30 protein-coding genes are annotated in these 25,292 nt (G+C 69.0%); 16 read left to right on the plus strand and 14 right to left on the minus strand.

The features are described from left to right. Positions 1–5: 5 nt before the first annotated feature. Both AOM45_RS04925 and AOM45_RS04930 read right to left on the minus strand, forming a co-directional pair. Positions 6–1,001, minus strand: coding sequence for a chitinase (locus tag AOM45_RS04925; protein ID WP_051784112.1), 996 nt, complete (start codon positions 999–1,001; stop codon positions 6–8). 111 nt (positions 1,002–1,112) lie between these two features. Continuing rightward, positions 1,113–1,691: an Lrp/AsnC family transcriptional regulator gene (locus tag AOM45_RS04930; RefSeq protein WP_269083627.1), complete on the minus strand. Its 579-nt coding sequence runs from the start codon at positions 1,689–1,691 to the stop codon at positions 1,113–1,115. Between AOM45_RS04930 and AOM45_RS04935 the strand changes: the two genes are divergently transcribed. Then, positions 1,690–2,580 (plus strand): EamA family transporter, encoded by an 891-nt coding sequence (locus AOM45_RS04935; protein WP_030470144.1) that lies wholly within the window; start codon positions 1,690–1,692, stop codon positions 2,578–2,580. The genes AOM45_RS04930 and AOM45_RS04935 overlap by 2 nt on opposite strands. After that, the gene (locus AOM45_RS04940) at positions 2,580–3,560 is read left to right on the plus strand and encodes an aldo/keto reductase (RefSeq protein ID WP_030470145.1); all 981 of its coding nucleotides are present in this window, start codon (positions 2,580–2,582) and stop codon (positions 3,558–3,560) included. Before AOM45_RS04935 ends, AOM45_RS04940 begins: the two co-directional genes overlap by 1 nt. 166 nt (positions 3,561–3,726) lie before the next feature. Here AOM45_RS04940 and AOM45_RS04945 read toward each other — a convergent pair whose 3' ends face one another. The 3 genes from AOM45_RS04945 to AOM45_RS04955 are packed head-to-tail and all read right to left on the minus strand — an operon-like array spanning position 3,727 to position 6,047. After that, on the minus strand, positions 3,727–4,158 hold the full coding sequence (locus AOM45_RS04945; RefSeq protein WP_030470146.1) for a GNAT family N-acetyltransferase: 432 nt from the start codon (positions 4,156–4,158) through the stop codon (positions 3,727–3,729). Positions 4,159–4,176: 18 nt separating this feature from the next. Continuing rightward, a complete protein-coding gene (locus AOM45_RS04950; protein WP_030470147.1) occupies positions 4,177–5,106 on the minus strand; it encodes an SDR family NAD(P)-dependent oxidoreductase in 930 nt (309 codons plus the stop codon). Then, positions 5,103–6,047 (minus strand): SDR family NAD(P)-dependent oxidoreductase, encoded by a 945-nt coding sequence (locus AOM45_RS04955; protein ID WP_030470148.1) that lies wholly within the window; start codon positions 6,045–6,047, stop codon positions 5,103–5,105. The genes AOM45_RS04950 and AOM45_RS04955 overlap by 4 nt, the downstream gene beginning before the upstream one ends. 113 nt (positions 6,048–6,160) lie before the next feature. On the opposite strand from AOM45_RS04955, the gene AOM45_RS04960 reads away from it, so the two are divergent. Further along, positions 6,161–6,751: a TetR/AcrR family transcriptional regulator gene (locus AOM45_RS04960; RefSeq protein WP_063757115.1), complete on the plus strand. Its 591-nt coding sequence runs from the start codon at positions 6,161–6,163 to the stop codon at positions 6,749–6,751. On the opposite strand, the gene AOM45_RS49185 is transcribed toward AOM45_RS04960, so the two are convergent. Next, positions 6,648–7,157, minus strand: a complete 510-nt coding sequence (locus tag AOM45_RS49185; protein WP_236703148.1) for a GbsR/MarR family transcriptional regulator — start codon at positions 7,155–7,157, stop codon at positions 6,648–6,650. The two genes, AOM45_RS04960 and AOM45_RS49185, sit on opposite strands and share 104 nt — an antisense overlap. A gap of 66 nt (positions 7,158–7,223) precedes the next feature. Between AOM45_RS49185 and AOM45_RS04965 the strand changes: the two genes are divergently transcribed. Genes AOM45_RS04965 through AOM45_RS04975 form a run of 3 tightly spaced genes read left to right on the plus strand, consistent with a single transcriptional unit; the run spans position 7,224 to position 10,413 of the window. Next, a complete protein-coding gene (locus AOM45_RS04965) occupies positions 7,224–7,769 on the plus strand; it encodes an FAD-dependent oxidoreductase (RefSeq protein WP_030470150.1) in 546 nt (181 codons plus the stop codon). 11 nt (positions 7,770–7,780) lie between these two features. Next, positions 7,781–9,295 carry an alkaline phosphatase D family protein gene (locus AOM45_RS04970; protein WP_030470151.1) on the plus strand — a complete coding sequence of 505 codons (1,515 nt, stop codon included), beginning with the start codon at positions 7,781–7,783 and terminating at the stop codon, positions 9,293–9,295. After that, a complete protein-coding gene (locus tag AOM45_RS04975) occupies positions 9,292–10,413 on the plus strand; it encodes a hypothetical protein (RefSeq protein WP_236703150.1) in 1,122 nt (373 codons plus the stop codon). Before AOM45_RS04970 ends, AOM45_RS04975 begins: the two co-directional genes overlap by 4 nt. 1 nt (position 10,414) lies before the next feature. On the opposite strand, the gene AOM45_RS04980 is transcribed toward AOM45_RS04975, so the two are convergent. Beyond that, a complete protein-coding gene (locus tag AOM45_RS04980) occupies positions 10,415–11,449 on the minus strand; it encodes an aldo/keto reductase (protein WP_030470152.1) in 1,035 nt (344 codons plus the stop codon). Between the two features lie 287 nt (positions 11,450–11,736). On the opposite strand from AOM45_RS04980, the gene AOM45_RS04985 reads away from it, so the two are divergent. Together AOM45_RS04985 and AOM45_RS04990 are read left to right on the plus strand one after the other, a co-directional pair. Further along, positions 11,737–12,126 (plus strand): MerR family transcriptional regulator, encoded by a 390-nt coding sequence (locus tag AOM45_RS04985; RefSeq protein WP_081902400.1) that lies wholly within the window; start codon positions 11,737–11,739, stop codon positions 12,124–12,126. 10 nt (positions 12,127–12,136) lie between these two features. Further along, a complete protein-coding gene (locus tag AOM45_RS04990; RefSeq protein ID WP_030470154.1) occupies positions 12,137–12,805 on the plus strand; it encodes an MOSC domain-containing protein in 669 nt (222 codons plus the stop codon). 92 nt (positions 12,806–12,897) lie between these two features. Here AOM45_RS04990 and AOM45_RS04995 read toward each other — a convergent pair whose 3' ends face one another. Together AOM45_RS04995 and AOM45_RS05000 are read right to left on the minus strand one after the other, a co-directional pair. Next, entirely contained in the window at positions 12,898–13,287 is a 390-nt protein-coding gene (locus AOM45_RS04995; protein WP_030470155.1) for a DUF1304 family protein, read from the minus strand. Next, a complete protein-coding gene (locus AOM45_RS05000) occupies positions 13,284–13,670 on the minus strand; it encodes a cupin domain-containing protein (protein ID WP_236703156.1) in 387 nt (128 codons plus the stop codon). The genes AOM45_RS04995 and AOM45_RS05000 overlap by 4 nt, the downstream gene beginning before the upstream one ends. Before the next feature lie 104 nt (positions 13,671–13,774). Between AOM45_RS05000 and AOM45_RS05005 the strand changes: the two genes are divergently transcribed. Both AOM45_RS05005 and AOM45_RS05010 read left to right on the plus strand, forming a co-directional pair. Beyond that, a complete protein-coding gene (locus tag AOM45_RS05005; RefSeq protein ID WP_030470157.1) occupies positions 13,775–14,773 on the plus strand; it encodes a helix-turn-helix transcriptional regulator in 999 nt (332 codons plus the stop codon). Between the two features lie 50 nt (positions 14,774–14,823). Continuing rightward, positions 14,824–16,272: an FAD-dependent oxidoreductase gene (locus tag AOM45_RS05010; protein ID WP_162185710.1), complete on the plus strand. Its 1,449-nt coding sequence runs from the start codon at positions 14,824–14,826 to the stop codon at positions 16,270–16,272. Here the strand turns inward: AOM45_RS05010 and AOM45_RS05015 are convergent. Together AOM45_RS05015 and AOM45_RS05020 are read right to left on the minus strand one after the other, a co-directional pair. After that, positions 16,238–16,723, minus strand: coding sequence for a hypothetical protein (locus AOM45_RS05015; RefSeq protein ID WP_030470159.1), 486 nt, complete (start codon positions 16,721–16,723; stop codon positions 16,238–16,240). The two genes, AOM45_RS05010 and AOM45_RS05015, sit on opposite strands and share 35 nt — an antisense overlap. A 29-nt stretch (positions 16,724–16,752) precedes the next feature. Further along, positions 16,753–17,163, minus strand: a complete 411-nt coding sequence (locus AOM45_RS05020) for a VOC family protein (RefSeq protein WP_035911811.1) — start codon at positions 17,161–17,163, stop codon at positions 16,753–16,755. Between the two features lie 91 nt (positions 17,164–17,254). Here AOM45_RS05020 and AOM45_RS05025 point away from each other — a divergent pair, with 91 nt between their 5' ends. Next, on the plus strand, positions 17,255–18,220 hold the full coding sequence (locus AOM45_RS05025; RefSeq protein WP_030470161.1) for a helix-turn-helix transcriptional regulator: 966 nt from the start codon (positions 17,255–17,257) through the stop codon (positions 18,218–18,220). Here the strand turns inward: AOM45_RS05025 and AOM45_RS05030 are convergent. After that, positions 18,174–18,824 (minus strand): Clp protease N-terminal domain-containing protein, encoded by a 651-nt coding sequence (locus tag AOM45_RS05030; protein WP_030470162.1) that lies wholly within the window; start codon positions 18,822–18,824, stop codon positions 18,174–18,176. The genes AOM45_RS05025 and AOM45_RS05030 overlap by 47 nt on opposite strands. A gap of 91 nt (positions 18,825–18,915) precedes the next feature. Between AOM45_RS05030 and AOM45_RS52220 the strand changes: the two genes are divergently transcribed. The 5 genes from AOM45_RS52220 (at position 18,916) to AOM45_RS05055 (ending at position 24,100) form a co-directional block, all read left to right on the plus strand. Beyond that, positions 18,916–20,628 carry a serine/threonine-protein kinase gene (locus AOM45_RS52220; RefSeq protein WP_035911814.1) on the plus strand — a complete coding sequence of 571 codons (1,713 nt, stop codon included), beginning with the start codon at positions 18,916–18,918 and terminating at the stop codon, positions 20,626–20,628. A gap of 7 nt (positions 20,629–20,635) precedes the next feature. Then, positions 20,636–21,373 carry an SDR family NAD(P)-dependent oxidoreductase gene (locus tag AOM45_RS05040; RefSeq protein ID WP_030470164.1) on the plus strand — a complete coding sequence of 246 codons (738 nt, stop codon included), beginning with the start codon at positions 20,636–20,638 and terminating at the stop codon, positions 21,371–21,373. 114 nt (positions 21,374–21,487) lie between these two features. Next, on the plus strand, positions 21,488–22,816 hold the full coding sequence (locus AOM45_RS05045) for a glycosyl hydrolase family 18 protein (protein ID WP_030470165.1): 1,329 nt from the start codon (positions 21,488–21,490) through the stop codon (positions 22,814–22,816). Between the two features lie 55 nt (positions 22,817–22,871). Next, entirely contained in the window at positions 22,872–23,747 is an 876-nt protein-coding gene (locus AOM45_RS05050) for a 5'-nucleotidase (RefSeq protein ID WP_030470166.1), read from the plus strand. Between the two features lie 59 nt (positions 23,748–23,806). Beyond that, entirely contained in the window at positions 23,807–24,100 is a 294-nt protein-coding gene (locus AOM45_RS05055) for a YiaA/YiaB family inner membrane protein (protein WP_030470167.1), read from the plus strand. On the opposite strand, the gene AOM45_RS05060 is transcribed toward AOM45_RS05055, so the two are convergent. Then, entirely contained in the window at positions 24,084–24,557 is a 474-nt protein-coding gene (locus tag AOM45_RS05060; protein WP_201779890.1) for an HIT family protein, read from the minus strand. The two genes, AOM45_RS05055 and AOM45_RS05060, sit on opposite strands and share 17 nt — an antisense overlap. 2 nt (positions 24,558–24,559) lie before the next feature. Next, positions 24,560–25,270 (minus strand): DUF2625 family protein, encoded by a 711-nt coding sequence (locus tag AOM45_RS05065; protein ID WP_030470169.1) that lies wholly within the window; start codon positions 25,268–25,270, stop codon positions 24,560–24,562. Positions 25,271–25,292: the final 22 nt, after the last annotated feature.

A 25,292-nucleotide genomic window follows, 5' to 3' on the forward strand; every position in this document is an offset into this window, starting at 1 on the left:
ACACACTACTGGCGGCCCTGCAGCGACTTCACCTTGTCGCCGAAGGTCCAGTTCTTCGAGCCGTCCCAGTTGATCGACCAGGTCATCAGCCCCTTGAGCTGACCGCCGAAGCTGCCCCACGCCTGCCCGACGAGCGACGGACTCAGGTAACCCCCGCCCGCGCCCGGCTGGGCAGGCAGGCCCGGCACCTGCTTGTCGTAGGGCACCTTGATCGTGGTGCCCTGCACCACCAGTCCCTTGTTGAGGCACTGGGTCTGCGCCACGAAGCCCTGCACGGTGCCGGCCTGGTAGCTGTCGCCGGAGCAGCCGTACATGGAACCATTGTAGTACTGCATGTTCAGCCACCACAGGCGCCCGTTGTCCGCGTACTTCTTGATGATCGGCAGGTACGCGCCCCAGATCGAGCCGTAGACGACACTGCCACCCGTCACGTACGCGGTCTCGGGCGCCATGGTGAGCCCGAAGCCCGACGGCATCGCCGCCAGCACACCGTCGATGATGCGAATGAGGTTGGCCTGCGACGGCGACAGCTGGTTGATGTTGCCGCTGCCGACCAGCCCGGTCTCGATGTCGATGTCGATGCCGTCGAAGTTGTACTTCTTCAGAATCGGCACGACGGTGGCGACGAACCGGTTGGCCACGGTGGCGGAGCTCAGGTCGATCCCCGCCGCCGCACCCCCGATCGACAACAGGATCGTGGCGCCGGCCGCCTTCGCCGCACACATCTCCGCGGGCGTGGCGACCTTGACGCCGGCGTCCATGCCGTCCTCCCACAGCACGGTGCCGTCGGAGCGGATCACGGGAAACGCCGCGTTGATGACGTTGTAGCCGTGCTGCTTGATGCGGCTGTCGGTGATGGGAGTCCAGCCGAACGGCGGGTGCACCCCGTTCGACGCGCCGTCCCAGTTCTCCCAGTAGCCGTGCAGGACCTTGCCCGCGGGCCGGGATTTGAGCGCACAGGTGTCGGCCGCTTGGGCGGTGGTGGGGAGAACGGTGGTCATGAGCAGAAGCAGGGCTGTCAGTGCCCTCAGCAACAAGCGGGCAGACATTCGCTCACCTTTCGCGTTCAGGCGGCGACCCGTTGTCATTGAAGCACGAAATGGTCCAGACCTCTACTGGCGGCGCTGGCCCGAGGCGGAAACGGGAAGCGGCCGCCGCGGCACCGGCTCGGACACGACGATGGAGGTGGTCGTCTGCCCGAACACGAGGAACCGGTCGAGCACCTCCTCGAGCTGACCGATGGACGGCCCGTGCACCTTGAGCAGGAAGCAGTCCTCGCCCGTGATCCGGAAGCACTCGACCACCTGCGGCGTGTCCCGTGCCGCCGCCACGATCTTGGGGAGCTGGCCGGGACCGGGCCGGATGCGGACGAGCGCGGTGACCGGCATGCCGAGGGCCGCCGGGTCGACCTCCATCCGGAAGCCGGTGATCACGCCGGCGCGCTCCAGTCGCTGCACCCGCTCGGTGACGGCCGGCGCCGACATGCCGACCCGGCGGGCGAGTTCGGACATCGACAGCCGCGGATCGCTGTGCAGCTCGTTGAGCAGCCGCACGTTCACCTCGTCCAGCAGCGGCGAACGTCCGGTGAAGGAATTTTGGCCGTTTGAGCTTGATTCTCCAGGCAACTCGCGCCGTCTTCCTGGATAGTGCCATTCCGGCAGTGGATGTTGCTTTTGGAAGATACTCCGCATGACAACACCGCCCGGGAGCGCAGCGCGGCTCACGGCGCCGTGGCTGCCGGCACCGGCGTACTTCGCCGTCAGCGCCGTCTTCCACTACCTCGGACCGGCTTTCGCCGTGGTGCTCTTCGCCCGTGTGGACGTGCTCGGCGTGGTCTGGCTGCGAATCGCGGCCGCCGCGGTGGTGTTCGCACTGTGGCGCAGACCGTGGCGGGCGATCCGGCACCTCGGCGCGGAGCAACGACGAACGCTGCTCTTGCTGGGCGTGGTGCTCGCGGCCATGAACACGACGTTCTACCTCGCCATCGCCCGGCTGCCCCTGGCAACGGTCGGCGCGATCGAGTTCCTCGGCACGATCGTGCTCGCCGCGATCGGTTTGCGCAGCCGCCGCAACGTGATCGCCCTCGTGCTCGCCGTGGGCGGGGTGGTCGCGCTGACCGACCTCCAGCTCACCGGTGCGCCCCTGGGGCTCCTCTTCGCCTTCGTCAACTGCGCGCTGTTCATGCTCTACGTGGTGCTCGGCCACCGGATCGCCAACACCGGCACGGGATTCTCCGGAATCGACCAGCTCGGCGCCGCCATGCTCATCGCCGCGGTGATCGCGGCACCGTTCTGCGCCGCCGCCGCAGCCCCTGCCTTCACCAGCCCGGCAACGCTGCTGGCCGGGGCAGCCGTGGGCATCTGCTCGTCGGTCATCCCCTACGTGACCGACCAGCTCGCCATGGCCCGGTTACGCCGCAGCACCTTCGCGCTGATGCTGAGCATCCTGCCCGCGGTCGCGACGGTGATCGGGATCGTGGTGCTCGCCCAGATCCCCACCGCCCAGGAGCTGGCCGGCGTCGCGTTGATCGCCGCGGGCGTCGCGGTGCACCAGGAACCACAGGAAGACAAGGAGAACTGATGGACCACGTCCGGTTGGGCACGTCGGGCCTCACCGTGTCCCGGATCTGCCTCGGCATGATGAGCTACGGCAGTCCCCACGCGCGGGACTGGGTCCTCGGCGAGGACGCCGCGGAGCCGATCGTCCGCCAGGCCGTCGAGTCGGGAGTGACGTTCTTCGACACCGCCGACATGTACTCCGACGGCGCCAGCGAGCTGATCACCGGCCGGTTGCTGGCCAAGCTGTTCCCCCGCCGCGACGACTACGTCCTGGCCACCAAGGTCTACTTTCCGACGGGCCCCGGCCCGAACGACAAAGGCTTGTCCCGCAAGCACATCATGGCCGCCATCGACGCCTCGCTCGACCGGCTCGGCGTCGACCACGTCGACCTGTACCAGATCCACCGCTGGGACCACGAAACGCCGATCGAGGAAACCATGAACGCGCTCAACGACGTGGTCACCTCCGGAAAGGCCAGGTACATCGGGGCGTCGAGCATGTACGCCTGGCAGTTCGCCAAGGCGCAGCACGTCGCGGAGACGCACGGCTGGACGAAGTTCGTGTCGATGCAGAACCACTACAACCTCGTCTACCGCGAGGAAGAACGGGAGATGATCCCGCTCTGCCTCGACCAGGGCGTCGGCATCATCCCGTGGAGCCCACTGGCACGCGGCCTGCTGACCGGCTCGCGCAACCGCGGCGGCCACCACACCACCACACGGTCAGGCTCCGACCCCATCGCCGACAGCATGTACACCGACGACGACTTCGACGTGGTGGACGCGGTGCGCACGATCGCCGCCGAACGCGACCTCCCTCCGGCGCAGATCGCGCTGGCCTGGCTGCTCGGCCGGCCCGGGGTGACCGCGCCGATCATCGGAGCAACCAGGACCGAACACCTCGACGACGCGATCGCGGCGGTGCGGACACAGCTGAGCGAGGACGAGCTGGAGAGGCTGCACGCGCCGTACCGGCCGCATGTGGTGCTGGGCCACGGCTGAGAGGCCACCTCTGCCCGGATTGCTGTCGCGGGCCGGCTTTCCGCCGTGTGGTCGGACTCCTACACAAAACGGATCGCCGCCGCGGTGACGCTTCATGCCTTTGCCGCAGCGGGGGTTCGTCGCACGCTCGTTCCGTTCGTGCAGTGATGTGTGGTGGTTGGTGCGCTCAGCGCAGCGTTCGCTGGTAGAACACCGCGGAGTCCTCGTAGCCGAGAGCGAGGTAGAAGGCACCTGCTCGCTGGCTCGCGAGGGCGACGTAGGCGGCGTCGATGGACCGCGCCCAGTCCGCGGCGTGGTCCATGAGTCGACGGCCAACGCCTGAGCGTCGGTGGCTGCGTTCGACCATCAGCTCCTCGACCCAGGCCACGGGGCCGTTCGCGAAGAACGTTCGATGGCTGTTGCCCAAGAGGTAGCCGATGATGCCGTCCGTCTCCGCGACGAGCACGAGTGTGCCGGCAGCGGCCACTGCCTCGTGCCACGTCATGTCGAACGCCGTGCGCTCGGGGGTGAACGACGTGGCGAAATCCTGGACGAGAGGCCAGACACCCTCGGCGTCCTCGGGCCGGGCGGGACGGATCAGCTCGTGACGGTTGGACATATGGTCGGCGCGGAATGGTTAGAGGGAAAGGGTTTCTGTTGAGACCTTCCAGAGTTGGGAGGCCGCTTCTGGGTCCTGGGCGTAGGGGGCCACGCCGGAGAGGACGCCACCGGTGTTCGGCTGGGCCTCGTTGCAGTCTTCGAAGTAGAGGCCGGAGCGGCCTTGGAGCAGCGGGGAGGTCGCTACCACCAGGGTGGTGGCGGCGCCTTGTTCTGGAGTCTTCACGCGGCGCTTGGTTGCGGCGCCGCTCTGCCTGATGCGCTCCTGCAGCTCCTCCTGGGTCAGGTGGCGCTGGAGGTTGGTCGCGATGCTGCCCGGCATCAGGGCGTTCATCGTGATGCCTTCGGAGGCCCAGCGCTTGCCCGCCTCCACGCCGAACAGGATGTTCGCGGTCTTGGACTGGCCGTACGCCTGCCAGCGGTCGTACTCGCGGCGCTCGTAGTGGAGGTCGTCGAAGACGACCTCGCCCATCAGGTGGGCGGAAGAGCTCACGTTCACCACGCGGGCGCCTTCGGCTCGCAGCGAGTTGAAGAGGCCCAGGGTCAGGGTGAAGTGGCCGAAGTGGTTCGTGGCGAACTGGAGTTCCCAGCCCTCCGGCGTGCGCGTCAGCGGGGTGGCCATGACGCCCGCGTTGTTGATCAGGAGGTGGAGAGGGCCGTCCCAGTTGCGCGCGAAGGCTTTCACGGAGGCCTGGGAGGACAGGTCCAGCTTCGCCACCGAGATGTACTTGTTGCCCGTCGCCTTGATCAGGGACGACGCCACGCGCTGGCCCGCGTCGACGTCGCGGGCGGCGATCGTGACCTCGGCGCCGGCCACGGCCAGGGCTCGCACGGTCTCGACGCCGATGCCCGACGCGCCGCCCGTTACGACGGCGCGGCGGCCCGCCAGGTCGGCCACCTGGGCGACTTCCAGGGCCGTCGTCTCGAATCCGAATCCAGTGGTGATCATGCCTGCACCTTCAGCGTTTCCTCGGACACCTTCCACAGCTGCGCCGCGGCCTCGGGGTCGGCCGCGTAGGCGGCGAGCCCGTTGGTCATGCCGGCGGTGTGCGGCAGTGCCTCGTTGCAGTCTTCGAAGTAGAGGCCGGAACGGCCTTCGACCAGTGGCGACACGGCGAGCACCAAGGTGGTGGCCGCGCCCTGCTCCTGCGTCTTGAGCTTCAGCGGCTCGTCGCCGCCGCGCAGCCGGATGCGCTCCTGCAGGTCCTCGGGTGTGATGTGCCGCGCCAACGCGGTCAGGATCACGCCCGGCATGAGCGCGTTCATCGTGATGCCCTCCGACGCCCAGCGCCTGCCCGCCTCGACACCGAACAGGACGTTCGCGGTCTTGGACTGGCCGTACGCCTGCCAGCGGTCGTACTCGCGGCGCTCGAAGTGGAGGTCGTCGAACACCACCGGGCTCGTCAGGTGACCGGCCGAGCTGACGTTCACGACGCGGGCGCCCTCGGCGCGCAACGCGTCGAACAGGCCCAGCGTCAGCGTGAAGTGCCCGAAGTGGTTCGTGGCGAACTGGAGCTCCCAGCCCTCCGGCGTGCGCGTCAGCGGGGTCGCCATCACGCCCGCGTTGTTGATCAGCAGGTGCAGCGGTCCGTCCCACGAGCGGGCGAACTGCTTCACCGAGTCCTGCGAGGTCAGCTCCAGCGGAGCCACGAAGATCGCCTTGTTGCCCGTCGCCTCGGCCAGCGTCGCGGCGACGCGCTCGCCCGCCTCCACGTCGCGAGCCGCGATGGTGACCTCGGCGCCAGCGGCGGCCAAGGCCCGCACGGTCTCGACGCCGATGCCCGACGCCCCACCGGTGACCACGGCGCGACGGCCCGAGAGGTCGATGCCCTCGACCACCTCGAGAGCGGTGGTCTCGAAGCCGAACGGCGTGGTGATGCGTTCACTCATCCGATTTCCCCAGCCTGTGTCGTACACTGAAACGGAGGTTCCTCCGGTTCGGGTTCCACCGTAAACGGAGGGCCCTCCGTTTAGCAAGTGACGTACCCCATAGGAGTGAAGAAGTGCGCGCTGACGCCGTCCGCAACCGAGGGTTGCTGATCGAGGTGGCGCTCGACGCGTTCACGCACCAGAAGGACGTGACGCTCGGCGCCATCGCCAAGAAGGCGGGCGTCGGCATCGGCACGCTGTACCGGCACTTCCCGACGCGCGAGGCGTTGATCGAGGCCGTCTACCGCACCGAGCTGGAGAAGCTCTGCGACGCGGCCCCCGAACTGCTCGAGACGCACGGGCCGGAAGCGGCGCTGCGAGAGTGGATGGATCGCTTCATCGCCTACGCGGCAACGAAACACGACCTCAAGGAAGCGCTCCAGGCGGTGATCGCGGCGGGCATGAACCCGTTCGAGCACAGCCGCGCGAAGATGACCGAGGCGGTGTCGGCCCTGCTGGCCCCGCTCGGCGCGCGCACGGAGCCGATGGACCTCCTGGCACTGCTCATCGGAGTCGCCCAGAACGGCGACCCGGATCAGGCCGAGCGGATGCTCGACCTGATCATGGCCGGGGTCCTCCACGACGCCGAGACCCGGAACCCCGAGAACGCTGGGACCCAGCACGTTGCTGCTCGAACCGCTCCACCAGCGCGGGAACCTCGTTGAGCAGGAACGTGTAGAAGTCGCGCATGTAGAGGAGCCGGTCACGTGCCAGCCCCGGCCCGACCGCGTCGACCCCCTTCTCCGCGGCACTCAGCACGTCGTCGACCATCGAGTGCTGCCGCGAGTACACCGTCGTCCAGGCGTTCTCCCGCATCCGGAAGTGCTCGCGACGACTCCCCGCCACGAAGCTCCGCTCGATCAGCCCCAGCTGCGCGAGCGTCCTGATCGCGCCCGACACAGAGCCCGCGCTCACCTCCAGCTCGTCGGCGAGATCCCCCGCGGTCAGCGACTCCTCGTCGGAGAACAGGAACGCCGCCAGCGCCCGCGCCGCCATCCGCTGCATCCCGACGGCGACCAGCGCGAGCGCCAGGCGCTCGGCCGCTTCCCTGCGATCTGTCTCGCCCGTCACAGTCACCCTGTCTTCAGAAATTTCTGAACGTTCGCTAGCCTCAATCCTAGGGGGAAGGGGCTGGTCATGGCCACAGCGCACATCGGCACAGGGCACAGCTCAGCACTCGTGGTGGGTGCCACCATCTCAGGCCTCGCCACCGCGCTCCGGCTCGCTCGCAGCACGTGGAACGTGGTCGTGCTCGACCACGGCGTGCACCACGAACCGGTCACCATCACCGGCCCTGACCTGCGCGCCGCGAAACGGCTCGCCGCCCTCCCCCACCCGCTGCACTACGAGACCAGACGCAGCACCGTCACCGCGCTGCACCCGGACCGGTTCGGCGTCACGGTCGCGTTCAACGACCACGACGACGAGTGGTTCGACCTCGTCGTGTGCGCCCAGCCGTGCTGCGAGGCCGACCGATTACCCGGCCTGCGCCTCGAGTCCTGGTCCCGCGACCACGTGGCCCTGCTCCACCGCGCCGTCCGCGACACCGGCATGCCGCTCTGCGCGGCCGAGCTCCTCGCCGACGCGTTCGACATCCATCCCGACGACTACGCCGCTTTCGCCTGGCGGGAAACCACTCTGAAGCCGCATGCAATTAGGCGGCCCTTTACCCGCGTCCGGTAAGCCTGCGGGTCATGAGCACGTTACGGAGACGCACCTTCATCGTGGGTGGCCTCGCGGGAGCGGGCGCCGGAGTCCTCCTCCCCAAACTGGCCAACGCGATCGGCTACCCCTTCACCCTGGGTGTCGCGTCCGGCGAACCAGCGGCCGACGGCTTCGTCATCTGGACCCGCCTGGCCCCCAGCCCCCTCAACGCCGACGGCCTCGGCGGCATGCCGAACACCAACACCGCCGTCGAGTGGCAGGTCGCCACCGACGAGCGCTTCACGAGCATCGCCCGCACCGGCACGTTCACCACGACCCAGGCGAGCGCGCACTCCGTGCACGTCACCCTCACCGGCCTCGAACCCGGTCGCGAGTACTGGTATCGCTTCCGCACCGGCGGCCACATCTCCCCAGTCGGCCGCACGCTTACCGCGCCGGCCGTCGGCACCTCCCCCGAGCTGACCATGCTGTTCGCGTCGTGCGCGCACTACGAGGAGGGCTACTTCACCGCCTACCGGCGCATGGCCCAGGAACACCCCGACCTGATCCTGCACCTCGGCGACTACATCTACGAGGGCGCGGCCACCACCACGAAGGTCCGCGAGTTCGCACCCGACGCCGAGATCAGCACGATCGCCAACTACCGCGTCCGCCACGCCCAGTACAAGACCGACCCGGACCTGCAGGCCGCCCACGCCACCGCACCCTGGCTCGTCGTCTGGGACGACCACGAGGTCGAGAACAACTACGCGAACCTCGTCCGCAACGACACGAGCCCCGCCGGTGACTTCAAGGCCCGCCGCGCCGCCGCCTACAAGGCCTACTACGAGCACATGCCGCTCAGAAGCGCCCAGGCTCCCAGCGCGGAGAACATGCTGCTGCACCGCAGGGTCCGCTGGGGCAGCCTCGCCACGTTCCACATGCTCGACACCCGCCAGTACCGCGACGACCAGGCCTGCGGCGACGGCACGAAGGTCTGCCCGGAAGCCGACGCCGCCACCCGCACGCTCACCGGCACGTCGCAGGAGACGTGGCTGATCGACGGACTGCGGCAGAAGCTCGGCACCTGGGACTTCCTGGGCCAGCAGGTGTTCTTCGCGCAACGGCTCGCGAACGCGGACGGCGCGAAGAGCATGGACGCCTGGGACGGCTACACCGCCAACCGCACCCGCATCCAGAACGCCTGGGACACCAACGGCAACAAGGGCACGGTCGTGCTGACCGGCGACGTGCACCGCAGCTGGGCCGCGAACCTCATGCAGAACTACGGGACGCAGAACCGCATCATCGGCACCGAGCTCGTCACCACCTCGGTCACGTCCGGCGGCGACGGCAACGCGGCCGACAACAGCCTCAACCCGACGCTGAACCCGCACGTGAAGTACTTCAAGAACCTGCGCGGCTTCGTGAAGACCCACACCACCCCCACCGAGATGCGGGTCGACTTCCGCGCCGTCGACAAGGTCACCGTGCGCGACTACCCGGTGAAGACCGTCGGCAGCTACGTCGTCGAGGCGAACAACCCCGGATTGCAGGCACCGTGAAGACACTGCTGATCGCCAGCCTCCTGCTGGCCCCCGCCCCCATCACGTGGTCCACGGTCAACAGCGCCTCGACCGGCGACCAGGACAACGCGTCCGTCTCGGCCACCCGCAACGGCTACACGGCCGTCGTGTGGGAGGACGACCGCGACACCACCGACCCCGCCGACCCGGTCCACTCCGACGTCTGGATCCGGCTCTACAAGGAGGGAACGTCGGTCTACGAGAAGAAGCTCAGCGACGGCGGCACCGGGAACTGGCGCCACTGGCAGCCCGACGTGGCGCTGCACGAGAACGGCAGCGCCGTCGTCGTCTGGTCGGAGGACCCGGACGGCAACGGCTACTACAACATCGCGGTCCGCTCGGTCAGCGCGAGCGGCACCGTCTCCGGCTCCGGCACGGCCAACGCGAGCTCCGACGGCCAGCAGTACTTCCCCAGCGTCGCGGCGGATCCGGACACCGGCGCCTTCGCGGTGACGTGGGAGGACAAGCAGGGCACCAACGCGCCCACCGTGCGGGCCAGCGGCTTCGCGTCCATCTCGTCCAAGACCTACGAGGCCCAGGTCAACAACGCCGGCGGCACCCACGCCAAGCCACAGGTGGCGATGGGCGCGGCCGGCAACGCGATCGTGGTGTGGGAGGCGGACGCGAACATCGCCCGCAAGATCCTCACCCCGTCCGGTGGCGTGAAACAGGCGCAGACCACGACGGGGCAGGGGAAACGCCCCGACGTGGCGGCCAACTTCAACGGCGACTTCGCGGTCGCCTGGGAACAGTCCGGGGTGCGCACGCAGTCCTTCACCGCGGCCGGAGCGCCACGAGGCGCCGCAGCCCAGACCACCGGCACCGATCCCCAGGTCGGCATCGACGACCAGCTCGGCGTCGCGGTGGTCACGGAGGAGGCCGACGACGTCTACACGCACGTCTACAACCCCGACGGCACCACCACCGGCAGGCCGGCCCGCCGGCTCACGGTCTCGAACGCCACCGGCAGGCAGGACGAGCCCGCCGTGGGCGTCGACCCGTGGGGCCGCATCACCGTCGTCCACACCGACGACAACGACGGCAACGGCTACGACCAGGTCCACCTGGGCACCGGCCAGACCACCCAGGAGTGGTGAGTCAGCGCTGATCGACGGGCCTGCGTCGCTGGTGGACGTCCAGCAGCGACGCGGGCTTCCAGAACCCGCTCACGTCGTAGGTGTCGGTGCCGGGCGGCACGATCTCGTCGATCCGGTCCAGCACGTCGTCGGTCAGCACCAGCGAAGCGCCCTCCAGCAACGACTCCAGCTGCTCCATCGTGCGCGGCCCGGTGATCGCCGACGTCACCGCAGGATGCGTCGTCACGAACGCGATCGCCAGCGCGGGCAGCGACACCCCCATCTCGTCGGCCAGCTTCGCGAACTGCTCGACCGCCTCGAACTTCGCCGCGTTCGCCGGCAGCGACTCGTCGAACCGCTCCGGCGTGAGCGTCGCCCGGAACGCGTCGGCGTTCGCACCCCGCCGGTGCCTGCCCGAGAGGAACCCGCTCGCCAGCGGACTCCACACCAGCACACCCATCCCGAGCCGCTGACAGACCGGCAGCACCGACCGCTCGATCCCCCGCGCCAGCATCGAGTACGGCGGCTGCTCGGTCCGGAACCGCATCAGCCCGCGGTTCAGCGACACGTGGTGCGCCTCGACGATCTCCTCCGCCGGGAACGTCGAACACCCGAACGCCCGGATCTTCCCGTCCCGCACCAGGTCGGTCAGCACCGACAACGTCTCCTCGACGTCGGTCGCGTAGTCCGGCCGGTGCACCTGGTACAGGTCGATCCAGTCGGTGCCGAGACGCCGCAGGCTGTCCTCGACGGCGCGCACGACGTACCGGCGCGAGTTGCCGCTGCGGTTGCGGCCCTCACCCAGCGGGAAGTGCACCTTCGTGGCCAGCACGACGTCGTCGCGACGGTCCTTCAACGCCTTGCCGACGATCTCCTCGGACTCCCCCGCCGAGTACATGTCCGCCGTGTCGACGAAGTTGATGCCAGCGTCGAGGGCGCGGTGGATGATCCGCACGCCCTCGTCGTGGTCGTCGTTGGCGACGGAGCCGAACATCATGGCGCCGAGGCAGTGGTGACTGACCTCGATGCCGGTTCCCCCGAGTACGCGATAACGCATGTTCATGAGCGAAACCTAGGAACTAGAGTCGTCTCTAGGTCAAGAGCTTCTCGACGGCGGTGTCACTTCTCGGCGGCGGTGTCCGGGTCCAGTGGACGCGGCGGCTTCGGATGACAGGTGAGCGGTCCGTCTGGTGAACCGTTCTCGGTGGTCCGCCGGAGGGAAGGGCCGGGCTGCTGGTCGTGAGCGTTGTGCGGGACCACGCCGCGCTGGAACTGGCGGCCGGGCGGCACGGACCTGATCCAGAGCCAGGTCCGCGGCGTGGGCCGCCGCCTATGCTCGGGCTTATGCAGTTGAGCATCGGACAGGTCGCCGAACGCACCGGGCTGAGCGTGCACGCCCTGCGCTTCTACGAGAAGGAAGGCATCCTCGCCCACCAGGTCCACAGAGGACCGGGCGGCCGCCGGGTGTACACGCAGCAGGACGTCGACTGGCTGCGCATGTGCATCATGCTGCGCATGTCCGGGATGCCGGTGCCGGAGATCCGCCGCTACACCGAGCTCGTCCGCCAGGGCGACGGCAACGAGCTGCAGCGCCTCGACATCCTCAAGGAGCACCAGGAACGGGTCCGCCAGCAGATGGTCCAGCTCCAGGACTGCATGGACCTGATCACGCACAAGGTCGGCATCTACCAGGACTACGTCAATTCGATCGCCGCCAAGGCGATCGGGCAATAACCTCGGGTCCATGCCCGTCGTGCTCTCGCTGAACATCGCCCAGAAGACGATTCCGGTCGACTACGCCCAGAAGGGCGCCACCGGCATCGACAAGCGCCCGGTCGAGGGCCCGCTGCAGGTCAGCCCGCAAGGACCGAAGGGAACCGCGGGAAGCGGCGTCGCCGGCGACACGATCGCCGACCTCGACCACCACGGCGGCGAGCACCAGGCCGTGTACGGCTACGCCCGCGAGGACCTCGACTGGTGGCAGGCTGAGCTCGGCGTCGACCTGCACAACGGCCAGTTCGGCGAGAACCTCACCACGCAGGGCATCGACCAGACGCACGCCCTCATCGGCGAACGCTGGCGGGTCGGCACGGCGTTGCTGGAGGTCACCGCGCCGCGGGTGCCGTGCCGGACGTTCGCAGGCTTCCTCGGTCAACGCGGGTGGGTCAAGCGGTTCACTCAGGCAGGCAGGCCCGGTGCGTACTTCCGCGTGCTCGAGGCCGGACTCATCGCGCCCGGCGACGAGATCGCCGTCGTGCACAAGCCCGACCACGACGTCACGGTCGAGATGTTCCTCCGCGCCGTGCTCACCGAGGCCGAACTGCTGCCCCGGCTGCTGGAGGCAGGCGACGCGGTGCCACCGGGAGTGATCGCGCTGGTGCACAAGCGCACCACGATCGAACTCGACTCCTGACTGGGCCTGCTTCTGCTCGGGCCTGCTTCTGACTGGGCCTGCTTCTGACTGCGCCTGCTTCTGACTGGGCCGGTCGCCACAGCGGCGTCCCTTCAGGCGAACAGCAGCACGACCAGCGGTGGCACGCCCTCCGCGGCCACGCCTCCCCACGCCTGGTTGCGCGGCCTGCTCATCGCGAGCTGGTCGGCCACGGCCAGCACGACGCTGCCCAGCACCATGAACCACGACACGTAGAAGATCAGCGTGCGGCCGACCAGCTCCTGCCCCGAGTGCAGCGCGATCAGCCCCGCGATCAGGCCGCAGGCCAGGAACAGGTTGTAGAACCCCACGCCGAACGCCCACAGCCGGATCGCCGGCACGTCCGAGGCCGGCTGCCGGAACATCGAGTGGTGGACGCGGTGGATCAGAAACGCCTCGCACACCCACACGACCAGGTGAATCAGGGCCGCGACCGCCGCGGCGACCTGAGCCACGACGCTCACATCGTCACCCCGTGCCGTTCCAGCGCCGAAAAGCCGTTCTCCGACAGGTCGCGGAAGAACGCACCCATCACGTCCCCCACGGCGAACGCCAGGAACTGCACCGACGGCGTGTGCACGGTGAACGTGTGCGGCGCGTCGGGCGGGATCGTGATCACGTCTCCCGGCGACAGGTCGTGCAGCTCGCCGTCGAGCAGCACGGCCATGCGTCCGTGCAGCACGTAGTAGACCTTCGGCCACGGCGTGCGGTGCGGCGGCGCGGCCTCCCCACGTGGCGCGTCCACCTCGAACAGCTCGTAGGCGCCACCGGTGTCCTTGCCCGAGATCCGGACGGTGATCTTCGCGTCGGGGACGGTCAGCTCGTCACCATCGCCGACTGTGCTCATCATTCCAACGGTCATGCGAAGAAGCGTCCGCGTGCCGGACGGACGGCTGTATCCCGGAAAACTGGGATGCCCGAACCGCTCGAACCGCGCGCATACTGCCAACCATGTGGGAGGGTCGGGCGCACGGCGTGCGACGCGACGTCACAGCGCTGGCCAGCGCGGGTCTCGACGTCGCGGAACTGCACGCGGCCGCCATCGCCCTGGTGGACCGCGTGGTCCCGTGCGAGCTCACCTGCTGGGCCTCGATGGACCCCGACTCGGGCGCGATCAGCTCGATGACCAGCGGCGTCAACCGCATCCCGGCGCAGTACGAACCGGTGCTCGCCAGCTGCGAGTACACGCCCGGCGAACCGCACACGTTCGCGGCACTGGCGCAGCGCGGTGACACCGTGGCCCGGCTGGAGGACAAGCGGTCCACACGTCTCAACGAGGTCTGGCGCCCGCTGGGACTCAGCCACGAGCTGCGGGTGCTGTTCCGCGCCGACCACACGTGCTGGGGCGCGGCGGGCGTGGTGCGCACGAGCGAGTTCAGCGAACGCGAGGTGGAGTTCCTGGCCTCGGTCGCACCGGCGCTGGGCGCCGCCACCCGCCTCGCGGCCCGCACTGGGGCAAGGCGATCACACCCGCTCCACGACGCGCCCGCGATCATCGTGGTCGCCACCGACGGCACGATCCGGGCATCGACGGCCTCCGCCACGCGGTGGCGAGACGAACTGGAAGAGGTCGCGCCCGGCCGGTTCGCGGTGATGCTGCGCGCCGCCGCGGCAGGAGCACGCACCGGCGCGTTCAAGGCGAGGGTCCGCGACGCGCACGGCGGATGGATCCTGCTGGAGGCGAGCGAGCTCCTCTCCGACGACAGCTCCGAGGCGGCCGTGACGATCAGCCGTGCATCCGGAGCCGAGCTGATGGGACTGCTGCTCAAGGCCCACGGCGTCACCGCCCGCGAACAGGACGTCTGCCACGAGGTCCTCGCCGGACAGCCGACTTCGGAGATCGCGGCGCGGCTCGACATCTCCCCCTACACCGTGCAGGACCACCTCAAGTCGCTGTTCGCGAAGTTCGGGGTGCGCAGCCGGGCCGAACTCGTCGCGAAGTTGAGCTAGGAACTTTCGGAGGATCGTTCCGGAAGCCCGGCTCTGCCAGCATGACCGCCATGTACTCCGACCGCGCCCTCGTCATCGGCGCAGGCTTCGCGGGGCTGCTGGCGGCCAGGGTGCTGTCCGAGTCGTACGGCGACGTGGTCCTCGTGGAACGGGACCAGATCGCTCCGGACACCGAACACCGCGCCGGCACTCCCCTCTCGGGCAGCCAGGCCCACGACCCGCACACGCTGCTGGCCCGCGGCGCCGAGGTGCTGGACACCCTGTTCCCCCGTCTCGGCGCCGAGCTCGAGTACGCGGGCGCGGTCCGCGCCGACGTCGGCAGCGACTTCCTCATCCGGTCCGCGGCCGGATGGGCACCGCGCGACCACGTCGGCCTCAGCGTGCTCTCGACGTCGCGCGCGACGATCGAACGGATCATCCGCCGCCGCGTGCTGAAGCTGCCCAACGTGTCCCTTGTGGACGGTGTGACGATCGACGGCCTGCTGCACGACCGCGGCACCGTCACCGGGGTCCACGGCAGGCGCGAGGCTGTGTCTTCCAAAGACGCCGTGTCTTCCAGAGACACAGTCAGAGGCATGGTCAGGGGCACCGTCAGAGACGAGGTTTCCGCGGACACGGCCTTCACCGACTACACGGCCTTCACCGACTACGCGGACCTCGTCGTCGACGCGTCCGGCCGCAACAGCAAGCTCGTGTCGTGGCTCGCGGAGCTCGGCGTGCACTGCCCGGCACCGATGATCGTCAACGGTCACCTCGCCTGCAGCTCACGCCTCTACCACGTGAACCCCGACCTGAAGCTCGACTGGAAGACCGCCCGCGAGTTCACCCACGCGCCCGCCACGAAACGCGGTGGCGCGGTCGCCTCCGTCGACGGCTCCCACTGGTTCGTGACGTTGTTCAGCGCCGGCGGCGAAGCGGCCCCGACGGACGAGGACGGCTTCCTCTCCCACGCCACCGCGCTCGAGTGCCAGGACATCGCGGAGATCATCAAGACGGCGACACCCGCCTCGCCGATCCACCACGCCGGCAACCTGCGCAGCCGCTGGAACCGCTTTCACAAGGTGCCGAACTGGCCCCGCGGCCTGCTCGCGCTCGGAGACTCGGTCGTCTCGCTCAACCCCGTCCACGGGCACGGCACTACCCTCGCCGCCCTGAACTGCGCGGACCTCCGAACCCTCCTCCACGACCACGACCTGGCCAAGGAACCCCAGCTGTTCCAGCGCGCGGTCGCGAAGGCGGCCTGGACCCCGTGGACGTCGGCGACGACCCACGACCTGGGCTGGAGCACCAGGAGGCGGTCGCCGAGCGCCCGGTTCGCGCAGTGGTACGCGAGGCGTCTGGCCGACGTGATCCCCCACAGCAAGCAGGTCTACCGCGCGTGCGTCCGGGTCTCACAGATGGTCGACCACCCGACGGCGCTCCTCAGGCCGGCCATACTCAGCAGGGTGCTGGCAGGAAGGGTTCTCAGCGGATCGCGCCCTCAGGCCAGAGAACGGTGACCGGCACACCCTGAGATCGCGCGTAGGCGACCACGTCGGCCGTTCCACCCGGACCGCGTCCCGGCTGCCCGTCCCACACGGCGAGCAGCGAGTCGGACTCGTCCACCATCCGCTTGCCCGCCTCCATGTAGGCGTGCGGATCGGGCGTCACGAACGGCAGCTGCACGACCTTGCCCGCACGGGCGAGCAAGCGGTCGTAGACCGGCTGGTACTCCTCGGGCAGCGTCTCGCGGTACCGGGAGGCCGGCAGCACCGCGACGAGCGACCCGCCCGCGTCGAGCACGGCCTGCGCGAACACCGCGTCCGCACCGTCCGCCAGACACGAAACACCCACGACAGCACCGGTTTCAGCATCCGTCCGAGCAACGGCGGCGCGGATCATGCGATCGACCTCCGCCTCCAGCTCCGCGGAGAGGCCCCGATGTCCGGTGATGGCGAGCTGCGTCGTCATCTGTGCAGGATAGGCGGCAAATGGGCTTCTCAGGAGGCCTGTTCCACCATCGACAGGTAGTGCGCGTTCGTCATGATCCCGAGAACGTTCCCGAACGGGTCGACGACCGACGCCGTCACGAACCCCTCCCCACGCGGGCGCGGTTCGTCGTGCACCTGCGCACCGAGCTCCTGCAACTTCGCGAAGGTGCCCTCCAGATCGTCCACGGCCCAGTACAGGACGGCCCCCGCCGGCCCCGCGAAAGGGCTCACCTCGAACTTGCGGTCCACGATGCCCAGCTCGGCCTGGTGGTCGCCGATCCGGAACTCGGCGTACCCCAGCGTCCCGTCGGGCATCTTCCGCTCGTAGTACGCGTCCACGCCGAGGAACGACGCGTACCACTCGCGTGCCTCCGCGACGTCGTCGGCGAAGTAGTTGACGGTCGACATGCCTCGCAACACGAGATCCTCCAGAAGTTTTCGGGTCGGTCGGTTTTCAGCTTCGGCCGTAAAGTGCTCATCCAGTGAGCACTTTCACCGGAAACCTGGAGACATGCGCGCAGACCGTCTAGTCGCCACCCTCCTGCTGATGCAGGCCCGCGGTCAGGTCACCGCTGCTGACCTGGCCGAAGAGCTCGAAGTCTCGCGAGCCACGGCCCGCCGCGACCTGGAGGCGCTGTCCGCGGCGGGCGTTCCCGTCTACTCCCAGCCGGGCCGCGGCGGCGGCTGGTCGCTGATCGGCGGCGCCCGCACCGACCTCAGCGGGCTCACCTCGGCGGAGGCGCAGGCACTGTTCCTGATAGCCGGCCCCGCCGCCTCTGTCGCCCCGCAGATCAAGTCGGCGCTGCGGAAACTCGTGCGCGCGCTGCCGCAGACGTTCCGCGCGGACGCCGAGGCCGCCGCCGAAGCGACGATCATCGACACCGCCGCCTGGGGCGAGGACACCAAGGACCGGCCGGGCCTCGTGGCGGTGCTGCAGGAGGCGGTGGTGCGGCAGATCCGGGTCCGGCTCACCTATCAGAAGCGCGGTGAAGCGCCGAAGGGGCGCGTGGTCGACCCGTGGGGACTCGTCGACAAGGACGGCACCTGGTACTTCATCGCCGGCACGAGTGACGGCCAGCGCACGTTCCGGCTGGACCGGATCCTCGGCGCCACGCTGACCGGCGCGAAGGCGTCGAGGCCCGCCGACTTCGAACTGGCGGGCACCTGGGACGAGATCGTCACGGCGATGGAGCAACGCCGCTCGGCGACGACCGCGACCGTCCTGGTGCCCACCCGGTTCCTCGACATCTTCCAACGACAGCACGGCCGCCACTGCACGGTCGTCGAGCACCTGGACGACCACGCGAAGGTCGAGCTGACCGCGCCGACCCCGCTCGACATCGCGCGCAACGTCGCCGGGTGGGGCGGCCTGATCACCGTCGAGTCCCCCGCGGTGCAGGAGCACCTGGCCGCCATCGGCGAGGAGCTGGTCAGCCGATACCGGCGTGCTTCTCCAGCCGGTCCAGTCGAGCCATGATCATCTCCAGGATCTTGGCGGCGTCCGGCGTGGCGGTCTGCGTCTTCTTCGCGTGCACGATGCCCGCGAGCGCCGTCTGCACGGCCCGCCGGGTGCCCTTGAGGTCCGCGCCGAGCGAGCGCAGCACCTCACCGCCCCTGCCGTCCGGCTCGGCGACCAGCCCGAGCAGCAGGTGTTCGCAGCCCACGTAGTTGTGGCCCAGCGCGATCGCCTCGACCACGGCCAGCTCCAGCGCGTTGACCGCGTCGGACGCGAACCCGGCACCCTCCTGAGGCTCCGAAGGGAAGCTCAACGTCCGCGGGTCGATGTCGATCGCCCGCAGCACGTCGAGCGCCAGGTTGCCGCCCTCGTCGACGAGCGCCTGCGCCAGCTCGGCGGTGGTCACCACCGGGGCAACGGCCGCCAGCCGAATCACCGCGCGCAGGCGCTGGGTCAGCTGGGTACCCCGGTCACCGTCGAGGTCGTCGACGGTGAGGCCGCGCACCGCCGTGATCCGTTTGACCGAGACCTCCAGCGCGCGCTGACAGATGGCGGACACCGGGAGGTTGAGGTCCTTGACGGTCTCGGCCAGATCGTCGGGGAGGTACACGTTGATTTTTGGCATAACCCCATATGTACCCCCATGTAGGGTTACGGTCAATCGTGAACGCGGCAACCGTCACACTTGCGGATGATCAGAGGGGACGGTCAGGCGCGTGGAGGAGAGCAGCAGGCTCATCGGGAGCCGCTACCGGTTGAGGCAGAAGGTCGGCCAGGGTGCGATGGGAGTCGTCTGGCAGGCCTATGACGAGCAGCTTCACCGGGTGGTGGCCGCCAAGGAGCTGCTCGTACTGGAAGGCGTCGACGACGCCAAGATCGAACGCGCCAAGGCGAGAGCCATGCGCGAGGCCCGCCTCGCCGCCCGTCTCGAACACCCGAACGCCATCCGCGTCTACGACGTCGTGGAGGAGGACGGGCAGCCCTGGCTGATCATGGAGTACCTCCCCTCCCGCAGCCTCGCCGCCGTCATCTCCGAACAGGGCACGCTGCCGCCGCGCGAGGTCGCCCGCATCGGCTGCTACACCGCCGCCGCCCTCGCCGCCGCGCACCGCCACGGCATCCAGCACCGCGACGTGAAGCCCGGCAACGTCCTGATCGGCGACCAGGAAGTCAAGATCACCGACTTCGGCATCTCCCGCACCACCGACGACGGCACGGCCACCGCGACCGGCACCGTCGGCACCCCGGCCTTCTTCTCCCCCGAGGTCGCGCGCGGTGAGGACGCAGGCCTCGCCTCCGACGTGTTCTCGCTCGGCGCCACCCTGTACAACGCGGTCGAGGGCGGACCGCCGTTCGGCACGGCCGACAACCACATCGCGATGCTGCACCGCGTGGCCAGCGGTTCGATCATGCCGCCGGCCAACGCCGGTCCGCTGCTCGCCCCGGTGCTGTTCCGGCTGCTCTCCAACGATCCCGAGCGCCGGCCGTCCATGGAGGAAGCGGTCCACCTGCTCGCCGCCGTGGTGAACGACTCGCCGCAGGTGTCCGAGGCGACCGCCGTCATCCCCGCCACCGTGCAGCTGCCTGCCGAGGCCCAGCCGGAGGAGAAGGCGAAGCAGGACTCCGCTGCCGCCGCGGCCGGGCTGGTGGCAGGTGCCGCTGCCGCCGAGGCCGCGGAACTCACGGCTCCGAAGCCCGAGGAAACGCCTGTCGAGCCGGAAGTTCCGGTTGCGGCAGAACCAGAACCGGAGCCGGAACCGCAGCCCGAACCTGAGCCTGAGCCCGCACCGACGCGGCCCGCTCCGGAACCGGTGTTCGCGACTACCCCGCCGGCGCCTCCCGCCGAACCCGACCAGAACCGCCGCAAGTTCCCGCTCGTCCCCATCGCGATCGTCCTCCTCGTGCTGGCAGTGGGCGTCGGGTCGTTCCTGTTGTGGCCCAAGGGAAACAACAACCAGGCGAACAACCCGCCGGCGTCGGGCTCCACGAGCACCACCCCGACCACCACGAGCCAGACGCAGCAGCAGCCCCCGACCGAGACGCAGACCCAAACGCAGACCACCACTCAAACGAACCCGCCGACCGACACCCCGAGCCAGGGCGAGACCCCGCCACCTCCGCCCGCGGGACCGAAGAACGCCCAGGAGGCGATCACCGCGTACTACGCGTTGATCCCCGGCGATCTCCAGACCGGGTACTCGTTGCTCACCGACCGGTTCAAGTCGGTACGCGTCAAGACCTTCCAGGAGTACCAAACGTTCTGGAGCCAGTACACCGGGGTGCAGCTGTCGAACTTCGTGCCACAGGGCGACAACGTCGTGACCGTGACGCTGCAGTACATGAAGGGTTCGGCCGTCTCCTCGACCGAGACGCACACGTACACGTTCGTGCAGCAGAACGGCAAGTGGATGATCGACAATCAGGCATGATCGCCACATGACCCGACGCGCACTCGTCACCGGAGCGTCCCGCGGCATCGGCGCGACCATCGCCCACGCCCTCGCCGCGGGCGGTCACCAGGTCGCCGTCCACTACCGGTCCGACCCGGCCGCGGCCCAGGCCGTCGCCGAGGGCCTTCCCGGCAGCGGCCACGTGACCGTCCAGGGCGATCTCGGCGCGAACCAGGCGGAGCAGATCGTCGCCGAGACGGTGGCGAAGCTCGGCGGGCTCGACGTCCTCGTCAACAACGCGGGCATCTACTTCCACCACCCCATCGCCACGACCGGTTTCGAGGAGTGGCAACAGGCCTGGCGCCGCACGATCGAGCTCAACCTGTACGGCCCCGCCGACCTCACGTGGCACGCGGTCCGGCACATGACCGAGGGTGGCCGCATCATCAACATCGGTTCGCGGGGCGCGTTCCGGGGCGAGCCGGACGCTCCGGCGTACGGTGCCGCGAAGGCCGGTCTGCACGCGCTGACGCAGTCGCTCGCGCAGTCCCTCGCCCCGCAGGGCATCGCGGTCGCCGGTGTGGCACCGGGATTCGTCCGCACCGACATGGTCACCGACTTCCTGGCCGGGCCGGAAGGTGACGCGATCCGCGCGCAGAGCCCGTTCAACCGCGTCGCCGAACCGGAGGAGGTCGCCTCCGCGGTCGCGTGGCTGGCGACCGAGCACGCCACGTGGGCCAGCGGCACGATCATCGACGTGAACGGCGCCTCCTACCTGCGGTGATTCCCTGCACGGCGACCGGAACCAGTTCCGGTCGCGAGTTGATCTTCCCGACCACCGGTCTAGACCACTAACGTCGCGAGTGGGCGCTCGACGAAAGTGGAAGGCAACCCTGCAATGCGTTCACTCCGCTCACGCCTCGGTGCCGCCGGCCTCGCGCTGGCCGCCGCCGCGGCGACGATGACAGTCCTGGCGCCTGCCGCGCAGGCCGCCTATCCCCAGGGATTCAAGAGCGTCGGCTACATGCCGTCGTGGTCCGGCAGCGTCAGCGCGATCCAGTACAGCAAGCTGACGCACATCAACTACTCCTTCGCGCTGCCGAACTCGAACGGCACGCTCCAGGGCACCCCCGACCCCGCCAAGCTCCAGCAGCTGGTGAGCCTCGGCCACCAGAACGGCGTCAAGGTATCGATCGCCGTCGGTGGCTGGAACAACGGCAACGACGACAACTTCGAGATCCTCGCGGCCAGCACCAACGGCCGCACGACGTTCGTCAACTCCCTGGTCAACCTCGTCAACCAGTACAACCTCGACGGCGTCGACATCGACTGGGAGTACCCGGATCCCGGTGCCGAGGGCGACAACTACACCCTGCTGATGCGCCAGCTCGGCGACGCGCTGCACAGCCGCGGCAAGATCCTCACGGCCGCTGTGGTGAGCGAGGGCGGTACAGCCAACGGCGTGCAGCCCGCGGTGTTCGGCATCGTCGACTGGCTGAACATCATGGCCTACGACGGCGGCAGCCCGCACGCGAACTACGACTGGTCGATCAACGCCGTCAACTTCTGGAAGGGCCGCGGACTGCCTGCGAGCAAAGCGGTTCTCGGTGTGCCGTTCTACAGCCGGCCGACCTACATCGCCTACCGCGACCTCGTCGCGCAGGACCCGGCGAACGCCAACCGCGACTGCTACAACGGCAACTGCTACAACGGCATCCCCACGATCAAGCGCAAGACGACGTGGGCGGTGTCGAACGCGGGCGGCATCATGAACTGGGAGCTGTCGCAGGACACCACCGGCAGCACCAGCCTGCTCAACGCCATCTGGGAGGCCGCGTCCGGCGGCACCCCGCCCACCGGCGGCACGATCGTCGGTTACGGCGGCAAGTGCGTCGACGTGGCTGGGGCGAACTCGGCCAACGGCACGGCGGTGCAGCTCTGGACGTGCAACGGCACCAACGCCCAGCAATGGTCCCGCAACGGCAACACCGTGCGCGCTCTGGGCAAGTGCCTCGACGCGTCCGGCACCGCCAACGGCGCCGTGACCCAGCTCTGGGACTGCACCGGCGCCGGCAACCAGCAGTGGACCGCCGAGTCGAACGGTCAGCTGCGCAACGCGGCGTCAGGGAGATGTCTCGACGCCACCGGCCCCAGCTCGGCCGACGGCACCAGGCTCCAGCTCTGGGACTGCGCCGGAACCGCCAACCAGCGCTGGACGTTCTCCTAGCAGCCGCGCGGGCGATGATCTCGTGATCATCGCCCGCGCGGCTACGATCAGCGCTGTGGCTCCCAGCCTGGAGAACCTGCTCGTCGTGGGCGTCGCGTCGAGCGCGCTGTTCGACCTGACCGAGTCCGACGCGGTCTTCCACGCCGAGGGCGAGGAGGCCTACCGCGCCTACCAGGAAGCGCACCTGGACGAACCGTTCGGGCCCGGCGTCGCGTTCCCGTTCCTGCGCAGGCTCCTGCAGCTCAACTCGCTGGGACCACTGGTCGAGGTGATCGTGCTGTCGCGCAACTCCCCCGACACGGGCCTGCGCATCCTCCGCTCGGCCGCCCACCACGGCCTCGCGATCTCGCGGGCGATCTTCACGCAGGGACGCGCCCCGCACGAGTTCATGCCCGCGTTGAACATGTCGCTCTTCCTGTCCGCGCACGAGAACGACGTGCGCAAGGCGACCGCGGCCGGCATGCCCGCGGGCCAGGTGCTCAAGTCGTCGTTCCAGGACGACGACGACCCGGCGTTGCGGATCGCGTTCGACTTCGACGGCGTGCTGGCCGACGACGCGGCGGAGCGGATCTACCAGAGCGGCGGGCTCGACCAGTTCCAGCAGCACGAGGCGACGAACGTCGTCACGCCCCTCGATCCCGGACCGCTGCGGAACTTCCTGGCGGGCGTCAACCGGATCCAGCGACTCGCCGAGGACCGCGTCCGCGTCTCGGTGGTCACCGCCCGGTCCGCTCCGGCACACGAACGCGCGATCAACAGCCTCAAAGCGTGGGGACTGACGGTGAACGACGCGTTCTTCCTGGGAGGGCTCGAGAAGGCGCCGATCCTCGACGTGCTCAAGCCGCACATCTTCTTCGACGACCAGCGCGGCCACCTGGTCCAGACGGTGCCGTGCGTGCACATCCCGTTCGGGATCACGAACGAAACGTGATCCGACATTGAGTAGCCGTACTCATGACAGCCCTGGTGTGACCCAGGACTCTCAGGATCATGACTTCTACGACGCCCTCGCACACCCCGACGACCGGTGCGTTCTACATGCAGGCGGTCCTCTCGTTCGGGCTCTCGCTGACCGCCGTCGGCATCGGAGTCGTGTTCCTGCCCGTCGACGGGTGGGTGCGCGCGTTCCTGGGGATCGCGATGCTCTACACGGTCACGTCGGCGTTCACGCTGTCCAAGGTGATCAGGGACCGGCAGGAGGACACGTACATCACGAGCCGCGTGGACAGAGCCCGGCTCGACAAGCTGCTGGCCGAGCACGACCCGTTCAAGCTGGACGCCTGAGTCGATCGATCTCCGCGGTGAGCTCGGCCCGGAGGTCGTCGTGGGCGGGGCCGAGCGCTGTTCCCGGGTCGGACCAGCGCTCGAGCGGGTACAGCCAGACAGGTCGGCCGACGAGGTGCTTCGGCTCCCAGTCGTAGCGCGGCCAGACGTGGGCGTGCAGGTAGGGATCGGTGTTGCCGAGGATCTCGAGGTTGACCCTGCGGAACCCGTCGTCGCGGCGGGCGCAGACGCGTTCGACCGCCTCGCCGAGCACGTCCATGTCGGAGAGGAACTCCATCCGCTTGGGGCGGGGCAGGTCGGTCAGGCGCTGGACGTCCGGGATGTCGGTCAGCAGGACGCAGTAGCCGGGGAGGAACTGGACGTCGCCGATGTTCGCGAAGCCCGCGGTGAGGCGTCGCAGGACGGTGGGGTTGGTGCCGCGCAACGACGTTCCGATGCGGTCCTTCTTCCAGTCCACGGTCAGGCCTTTCCGAGGGGTCCGGGAGCGGCGAGTCCGAGCTGTCCGCACGTGTCCGCGTGGAACGAGAGGAGTTCGCGCATCGGCACCGCCTTGCGGCTTGCGGCCGCGATGTTCTCCGAGCCTTCCTTCGACCACAACGGCGGATACGTCGTGATTCCGTCACGCAGGCCGAGGTTCGCGACCTCGGCCTGCCAGGACGGCCAGAACACCGTCGAGTAGTACTCGGGCAGGCCGCCGTCCAGCATCCACGTCAGCCAATGGCCGTGGCCACCGTCGAAGGTCTCCCACTCCAGGGTGTCCGGCGCGAAGTAGACGACCTGGCCCGGATCTCCCGGCCTGCCGAACCGTCCGGCATCCATGCCGTTCAACGCGAACACGCCGCCCAGCACGTCGTGCGCGAGCACCAGGCCCGCCTGGGGCGCCCATGACGGGTCGACCGACGCCGGAAACCCGTTCACCTCGGCCAAGCTCGGCAACGAACCACTGGATCCGCCGTACACGCGCAGCCAACCGTGGTGCAGCACCAGCCCACCGGTGTTCAGCACGACCGCGCCGAGCAACGACCTGGCGGTGATCTGCAGCTGCAGCAACGTGGCGCGGCACGCGGAAGCCTCCGGCGCCAACACGACGTGATCCACCGCCGCCAACGCCTCGATCACCACCGGCCAGCCGGGATCGTCCACCTCGACGTGTTCGGCGATGTCTCGCACAGCATCCCCCACACGAGAAAGA

Source organism: Lentzea aerocolonigenes (genome assembly GCF_000974445.1).
Lineage (GTDB): Bacteria > Actinomycetota > Actinomycetes > Mycobacteriales > Pseudonocardiaceae > Lentzea > Lentzea aerocolonigenes.